Source organism: Limosilactobacillus viscerum (assembly GCF_947387525.1).
Classification (GTDB): domain Bacteria; phylum Bacillota; class Bacilli; order Lactobacillales; family Lactobacillaceae; genus Limosilactobacillus; species Limosilactobacillus viscerum.
Map to the genome: position 1 here is coordinate 1 of NZ_CANDNW010000047.1, position 7,270 is coordinate 7,270.

At 40.0% G+C, this 7,270-nt stretch carries 7 protein-coding genes; 1 reads left to right on the top strand and 6 read right to left on the bottom strand.

Annotated elements, in window-relative coordinates; all coding sequences use genetic code 11:
- Positions 1 to 91 precede the first annotated feature (91 nt).
- The 6 genes from QOS07_RS08990 to QOS07_RS09015 all read right to left on the bottom strand — a co-directional run bounded on the left by QOS07_RS08990 (position 92) and on the right by QOS07_RS09015 (position 6,630).
- Positions 92 to 979 carry a PfkB family carbohydrate kinase gene (locus QOS07_RS08990; protein WP_265890825.1) on the bottom strand — a complete coding sequence of 296 codons (888 nt, stop codon included), beginning with the start codon at positions 977 to 979 and terminating at the stop codon, positions 92 to 94.
- Between the two features lie 5 nt (positions 980 to 984).
- On the bottom strand, positions 985 to 2,352 hold the full coding sequence (locus QOS07_RS08995) for a purine-cytosine permease family protein (RefSeq protein WP_283588613.1): 1,368 nt from the start codon (positions 2,350 to 2,352) through the stop codon (positions 985 to 987).
- 20 nt (positions 2,353 to 2,372) lie between these two features.
- A complete protein-coding gene (locus tag QOS07_RS09000) occupies positions 2,373 to 3,371 on the bottom strand; it encodes an ADP-ribosylglycohydrolase family protein (protein ID WP_265890847.1) in 999 nt (332 codons plus the stop codon).
- Between the two features lie 446 nt (positions 3,372 to 3,817).
- Positions 3,818 to 4,363, bottom strand: coding sequence for a cysteine hydrolase family protein (locus QOS07_RS09005; RefSeq protein ID WP_265890823.1), 546 nt, complete (start codon positions 4,361 to 4,363; stop codon positions 3,818 to 3,820).
- 15 nt (positions 4,364 to 4,378) lie between these two features.
- Positions 4,379 to 5,812 (bottom strand): nicotinate phosphoribosyltransferase, encoded by a 1,434-nt coding sequence (locus QOS07_RS09010; protein WP_283588614.1) that lies wholly within the window; start codon positions 5,810 to 5,812, stop codon positions 4,379 to 4,381.
- 101 nt (positions 5,813 to 5,913) lie between these two features.
- Positions 5,914 to 6,630, bottom strand: coding sequence for an NUDIX hydrolase (locus tag QOS07_RS09015; RefSeq protein ID WP_169473453.1), 717 nt, complete (start codon positions 6,628 to 6,630; stop codon positions 5,914 to 5,916).
- A gap of 108 nt (positions 6,631 to 6,738) precedes the next feature.
- Between QOS07_RS09015 and QOS07_RS09020 the strand changes: the two genes are divergently transcribed.
- A complete protein-coding gene (locus QOS07_RS09020) occupies positions 6,739 to 6,924 on the top strand; it encodes a hypothetical protein (RefSeq protein ID WP_283588615.1) in 186 nt (61 codons plus the stop codon).
- Positions 6,925 to 7,270: the final 346 nt, after the last annotated feature.

Genomic DNA, 7,270 nt, shown 5'->3' on the forward strand with positions numbered 1-7,270 from the left:
GTTGTGGTGACACCATTAAAGACCTTTATGGGTTTTTTGTCCACTAATATGTTCAACTTAAATTTTACAATCTGCCATATGGCAAAAACTATTAGATAAGGCTTCCAGCTTCTTGCTGAATAACTTGTGCAGAAAGATTATTTCCAATCTTACATACTTCTGCAAATGAATTACCATTTAGCAGTCCAGCAATCACTCCACCACAGTGAGTATCACCAGCACCGATTGTATTGACAACATTTTCAACTTTATCACTGCTAATAATTCTTCCACCATGGTCATCATACAAGTATGTTCCTTTAGCGCCTAAAGTAACAAGAACTGGTTCACCAGTTTTATCAAAGATGTCACTTGTCTTTTCTTCCAATGTGTCTCTATCGCTAAGAAAACCAATCTCGTCCTCATTGGCATTAATAATTACGCCTTTTGTGATTAGCCTATTTAAAATTTGAGAATCAATATGACTAATTCGTGGTGAAGCGTCAAACAGAATATATGAATCTTTATCACGTTGTTCCAAGTGGTCCAGTAGTAAGTTTGCTGATTTTACGTCTTCCATTTCATAACCACTTACATAAAAATACTTATAATCAGACAAATTAATCTTAGTAAACCACTCATCTTTCCAATCCTGTTCAATTCCTGGAACCGTGATGAAAGTCCGCTCACCATTTGGCTCAACCAAGCAAAGATCCCAACCGTTATCTTGATGGTTATCCTCAAGTAAAATTGGAATTTTGCTATCATTCATTGTTTTTCGGACCATTTCACTATATTGTCCCTTTCCCACAGGCACAAAAAGGTCAGCAGAGTTAGCACCTAGATAGTGTTTAATTGCACCGTAGACGTTGAAAGCACAGCCACCAACATTATAGGACTTTAATTTTGCTGTAACGTCTCCGCCCGAAGTCGGCATCTGCGCAACGTCCATTATTACATCCACAAAAGCAGCACCAATAATTAGGCTTTTTTTAGTCATAATACTCAATCCTCCTGCTTATTACTATTCTTAACAAACAAGGAGAAAATAAACATAACAACAATTGCAGCAATTCCTGAAACGAAGACAGCCAAACTACTGTTATTTTCAAAAATACCATGAGCAAATGGCCCACGATATGCTGCATTTGACGTAAAGAGAAAGCCGAAAATAGTAGCAATAATCCAAGAAATAATTCCTGGCCAGTTATAGTGTACAGATGAATTTGGTTCCATTAGCTTAACATCATAGCCATTCTTACGGTAAATAACGCTATCTACTAAGAAGATAGCAACCCATGAAGCAAGGCAAATGCCCAAGAAGTTTAAGAACAATTCAAAGTTGCTTAAAAAATCACCAGAAATAAACAAAACATAGACAGAAATTAGGATAATAATCACAGCATGCAAAATTAATGATGTCTTTTGTGAAACTTCAATTCCAATCGTAGAAAGATTGATTCGTGCTGAACGAAATGAAACTAAACATTGTGGAATAATACCACCAGCAGCCACCAAGAAGTAGAGAAAACCAAACCAGCCAGGAATAGCTCCATACATTACTTGGTATGGGTCACTTGCACTAGCTAAACTTGGGGAAATTGTACTTAGCAATACCCCACCAGCCATTAAAATGAAAAGTGGTGTAGCGGCACCTAAAGTAGTATTCCAAAAAGTAGCAGATGGCTTCGTGTTAGGACGAACGTATGCACCCCAATCAGCCGCAGCCATTGACCATGAGATACTAGAACCGGCAGCAATGAAGGCAACAGCTGGTAACCAGCCTGTTACCCAACTACCCGGCTTCATAGCAAATGCCTCACCCCAATTTGCGTTCATTAGGAACATAATCAACATAACTAAGGTTAATCCACCAAATATCCAGCTTAACCAAGTCTGAATTTTAGCTAAAGTATCTTCCTTAAAGATACCTGACAGAAAGACTAATCCTGCGAAAACCACTAAACAAATAAACTTTGTAAAGCCAGTTTGTGGAACATGTATTGTTTTTAGCATTGCAGAAAATAGTAAAGTACCAGTAATTACATTGACAGCAAGCCAGCCAACCATATTTAGCCAAGCCATAAAGTTAGGAATCTTGTTACCATGCGTACCAAAAGCTGCACGACTCATCTTAAATGTGGTTACACCTTCACGTTGCCCAATCATTGCGACCCAGCCTGGAATCGCAAAAGTCAATGCACCAATCAACGCTGCCGTAACTGATTGCCAGAAGGATAAATGATAACTAACAATAATAGCACCATAAACGAAACCCATAATACCGATATTAGCAGCAAACCAGTTATAGAAAAGCTTCCCAGGACTTAACGTTTTATCTTTTTCTGGGACTTTAACAAATTCATTATCCATAGTAATTCACCTCATTTTTACTATGCCTTAAATTCAGAAATCTTATCTGCAAACTCTTGAATATTGTGTTGAGGGTTCTTTTCGTCAATTAACTTTTTCCAGTCTTCTGGAATGTTTTTAGCACCAACTTTTGCTCCACAAATTGCAGTTGCCATTGCGCCAATCGTATCGGTATCGCCACCTAAGTTAGTACAAATAAAGGCACTCTTCTTTACGTCCTTAGCATAGTAAGCAATTGCCAATGCTGCTGGAATACTCTCTGAAATCGTGGTTCCTGTTCCAACAGTATTGTAAATTGCCCGACTAAATGCTTCATCATCGCCTTCGTACTTATGAGCAAGGGCAATCCCAACTTCAAGCCGTTCTTTGTTATGTGCAGCCCACGTTGGCGCACCTAATTTAAAACCAGCATCATTAGCCTTTTTAGCATAATCAATGACGTCGTCCCAGTCGTAATCAGCCATCGCAGCAGTGACAGCCCCTGCAATCATTGCTGCTCCTGAAATAGCAACATCACTGGAATGGGTAATCTTAGTAACCTCATAAACCATCTCAATCAACTGATCAAAGTCTTCAGGTTCATAAAGAGTACCAATTGGTGAAATCCGCATACCACAACCATTAGTTAAAGCAGTTTTGGTAACTTCAGATGGGTTCTTCCCTTCCTTTACCAGTTTGAGTGCTGCTTTACTACTTGGGCCTAAAATATTATTGGTCCATGCTCCAACAGCGTCAGCCCACTTCATAATGTGCTTAACTAGTACTTTAGTATCTGGTTCCCAGTTTGTTTCAATAAGCGCATCTAAGATTGCAAACGCTTGGTTGGTATCATCGGTGTACTCACCAGCCTTAAAATTAATCGCAATATCATTATCGTCTGTACCATCTAAAAAGGTTGTAATATTCCGGCCAAACTTATCCCGAATTTTTTGAATTGGCCATAATTCAGTAGGCATACCCATTGAATCACCAATTGCTTGTCCATATAATGCTCCTAAAATTTTATCTTTATCTCGCATAAAAACTCCCCACGCACCAAGCGTTAAATCGAATTCAGCAAAATTGCTATATGTGTCTTCGGCCTTTTCATAATGTTTCTTCTTCATCAACAGCGACGGCTGACATTCTTAATAGTGTTGTCGAAGCAATTGCCTTATATTCGTATTCAAGTGTAGAATGTCTTGATATATCAACGTTTACACACTGTACCATGTATCATAGTAGACTTTTGATAGCCAATCATATTTTTATTAATTTTCTAAAAATTCAACCAATAGGTGTTTAGGATGGCTAGCCCTTCCTACTGCACCACTTAACTGTGACAAGAGCTACTTTTAATTACGGTTACTTGGACGTTCTACCTTCATTGTTAGCTTCCACGTTTGCCCAAGGGATCACAATATTTAAGTAAACTATACTTTAACTATTGTATAAAAATTTGTCTATTCTTTCCGGTCAAAATTCATTAAACCAAGGTTGCCCCTAATGAATTCTTAAAATGATCCAGCGCCCACTGTTGACCATTCTTAGTGAAGGTTGCGACGTCTTTCGTCGGAATAGTAAGATGGTAATTCAAATTATAGGCAGAAATGGCCGTGTGAAGAACACAAATATCAGTACACAAGCCGACAAGCCACAAGTCATCAATTTTTCGTTCACGTAAATAATTATCGAGATTAGTATTCTGAAAAGCGGAATAACGATTCTTATTGAACTGGTATACCCGGTCGCTATCGCAGTGCTGGTCATACCACTCCTTTAACTCGCCATATAGTAACTGTCCTGGCGTCCCAACAATATTGTGCCGGGGGTATAGCTTATATTCCGGGCTAAACTTATCCCCCGTATGCCCATCGGTTGGGAAGATTACATAATCCCCTGCCCGATAAAATTTATCGGCCAATTCAACGAGACTATTCTCAAGCTTTTGCGCCGGCTTACCGCATGTTAGTGCACCGTCATCTGCAACAGAATCATAAGTATAATCAATTATCAATAATGCTTTTGCCATCATTTCTTACCTCTTTTACATATTGGTAGCTTCATCAATTAATTTTTGTTGTAAATCAGCAAGACGCTTCGTTAGGTAAACAGGGAAGCGGTCAGGATTGAGCAAGCGTTGGGTTGCTGCCGGCAACTGTGCTAAATTCTTCTTCGCAAACCGTTGAATTACAAAGGGACTAGCTTCGAATGTCGCTGTCTTATTAGGCGTTAACACCTGCTGTAGTAACGGCTTAGCAATAAAGTCAGTCAAAATAACCTTGTTCCGGGTCACATGAACGTCGGCACTGATTGCCGTAATCTTGGACCCAATCTGTTCGTCAGCCAGGGCAATCACATCCGCAACGGCATGCTGGGGATCATGCTTATCGTATAAGCGGTAAACCTGCTTATGTCCCGGCAGCGTTACCTTTTCTCGACTATTGCTGATCTTGATTTTAGGCTCCCACTTACCTTTATTTTCAAGTGCCGCCATCTTATAGACCCCACTCAAAACGGGACTAGATGAACTCGTTATCAATCTTTCCCCAATTCCAAAGTTGTCCAGTGGAGCACCTTGATTTAATAGCGATTTGATAATATGAGCATCGAGAGCATTCGAGGCAGTTATCTTCGCATTAGGGAACCCTGCATCATCCATCATCTTCCGGGCCTGCTTTGCTAGTTGGGCAATGTCCCCTGAATCAATGCGGATGCCGACTGGTTCATGCCCTGCAGCCCGTAATTCCTTAAATACCTTAATTGCGTTTGGCACCCCGGATTGCAAAACATCGTAAGTATCAACCAGCAACGCCGCATTATCAGGATAAATTTTTGCCCATGCCCGAAAGGCGGTAAATTCATCGGGAAAACTTTCGATCCAGGCGTGAGCCATTGTCCCGACTGCTGGCACATTAAACAGTTTAGCTGCGAGAACATTGGAGGTGCTTCCACAACCACCAATGATTGCAGCCCGTGCTCCGTAGATTGCGGCATCGGGTCCTTGCGCCCGCCGCGCACCAAATTCCATTACTGGCCGATTTTCCGCGGCATTTGTGATTTGCCATGCCTTTGTTGCAATCAACGACTGGTGATTAATGATGTTTAAAATAAGCGTCTCGAGCAATTGGACGTCCATCAAGGGACCAGTAATACTTAGAAACGGTTCTTGCGGGAAAACCGGCGTCCCTTCCGGGAATGCTTCAATGGAGCACCGATTGTGGGCTTCAGTTAAGTAAAAAAGAAAGTCATCTGAAAAATGCTTCAATGATTTCAAGTAAGCAATATCATCAGGAGAAAAGTGCCAGTTCTTAACTTCATCAACTACCTGCTTTAATCCAGCACTGATGACAAAGCTGCCATCATCAGGAGCCTTCCGGTAAAAGACATCAAACCGAGCCTGTTTATCATGAGAAAGCGTTAGATAATAACCATTTGCCATCGAAAATTCGTACATATCGGTTAATAATTCATGATTCATCTAATATTTGCTTCCAATCTTTTAAGTAAAAAATACCTAAATTATAGTAAAAAATAAAAGTATGATTAACTTTTATTGTCTCGATTATAGCACCGCTATTATTAAATACAACCTTCCGCCAGTTTAAATAGCTTAGGCGGCCGTCCCGAACGCTTAGTAGCAGCCGTTCCAACCTCCTTAAATATTTTTCGATGGGTTTTCTTAAAGTTAGAATTATCAATTTTCTCGACCGTTGTTTGTAAAAAGATCGCATAGACTTCTCGTGCCTGGCGTAAAGTAAAGGTTGACCCCAGGATCTGGAGAATCGTCGGCTGATAGTTTAATTTATTTTTAATGCGCCTAATTGCAGTCCCAATAATTTGGTGATGGTCAAATGCTAACGGTGAATCGTCGGATAACCCCAAGACAAGTTCGCCGTTTTGCAGCAGGAAGTCACCATGGTCAAAATTGAGACTAAACCACCGCACTTCTGTCGCCCCGTATCCGGCTTTAAGCTGGGGCATCACTGGTAAAAATGTCATGTAAGCAATCGCCAACGCACGGTCGCCACTAACCCGCTGGGGATTAGTAAATGTTGCTAATTGTTCAGTCGCACTATTGGAAAGCTGAACCCCAATTTTATCCTTAATCAAACGAATACAAGCAATTTTGGCGCTTTCATTGCTCCGTAATAGAGTTTCCGGGAGTGCCCACCGATCCTTAAAAGGTGCATATGCCCGTTTTACAAGCAGGATTTGGGGCAAGTGCGTTTGCGGATTAAAGCTCCAGATAATATTTGCAATCGTAATTAGCGGTCGTGCAACAATTTTGTCAACCATCTTTTTCACCTCATCAAATATTATAGCGCAATCCAAAATTGCAATAATAAAAAAATCGGCATCTGTTCATTCATGATAAATTAAAAATAATTGTTACAAGGTGGTTTTATGATTAACAAATACACTTTTCTAAACGCCGTCCCTCAACTCAGCGATTCAGCTAATGCCGAAATCATAATGATGGTTAAATCAACAGCCGAAGAATTAAAACATGTTTGTCATGTAGCGGATATAAATCCATTAACTTTTAATTTTGTACTTCCACCGATGAAATATCACGGTATCATGCCGTAGACAGCGGGTTATTGAACGATCCATTTATTTTAGTAATTTACGATTTCGTCGCTGCACCGGCCAAAATGGAAGATCAACTGTCGCCGGTAATCATTGTTTTCAATAATCAAACGTGAGAATTCAACAGTTTAAACTAGCCAAAACAACCACGCAGCAATACTCATAAATAACGTCATTGATTTTTTGCTATGTCTTTAACATCGTTTTATTGTAAGCACACCATAACGACACGTCTATAAATTGTAAGCAGGACCTCCTATACTGAAATTATCAGTAAGGAGGTCTTCTTTATGGAAGAAAAGCATGACATTGTAGCTTCAAAATTTTCAACCAAGCCAATTTCACA

Excerpts from the sequence above, each read along its gene's own strand:
- QOS07_RS08990 (WP_265890825.1), bottom strand. The coding sequence starts at position 979 with ATGACTAAAAAAAGCCTAATTATTGGTGCTGCTTTTGTGGATGTAATA.
- QOS07_RS08995 (WP_283588613.1), bottom strand. The coding sequence starts at position 2,352 with ATGGATAATGAATTTGTTAAAGTCCCAGAAAAAGATAAAACGTTAAGT.
- QOS07_RS09000 (WP_265890847.1), bottom strand. The coding sequence starts at position 3,371 with ATGCGAGATAAAGATAAAATTTTAGGAGCATTATATGGACAAGCAATT.
- QOS07_RS09005 (WP_265890823.1), bottom strand. The coding sequence starts at position 4,363 with ATGGCAAAAGCATTATTGATAATTGATTATACTTATGATTCTGTTGCA.
- QOS07_RS09010 (WP_283588614.1), bottom strand. The coding sequence starts at position 5,812 with ATGAATCATGAATTATTAACCGATATGTACGAATTTTCGATGGCAAAT.
- QOS07_RS09015 (WP_169473453.1), bottom strand. The coding sequence starts at position 6,630 with ATGGTTGACAAAATTGTTGCACGACCGCTAATTACGATTGCAAATATT.
- QOS07_RS09020 (WP_283588615.1), top strand. The coding sequence starts at position 6,739 with ATGATTAACAAATACACTTTTCTAAACGCCGTCCCTCAACTCAGCGAT.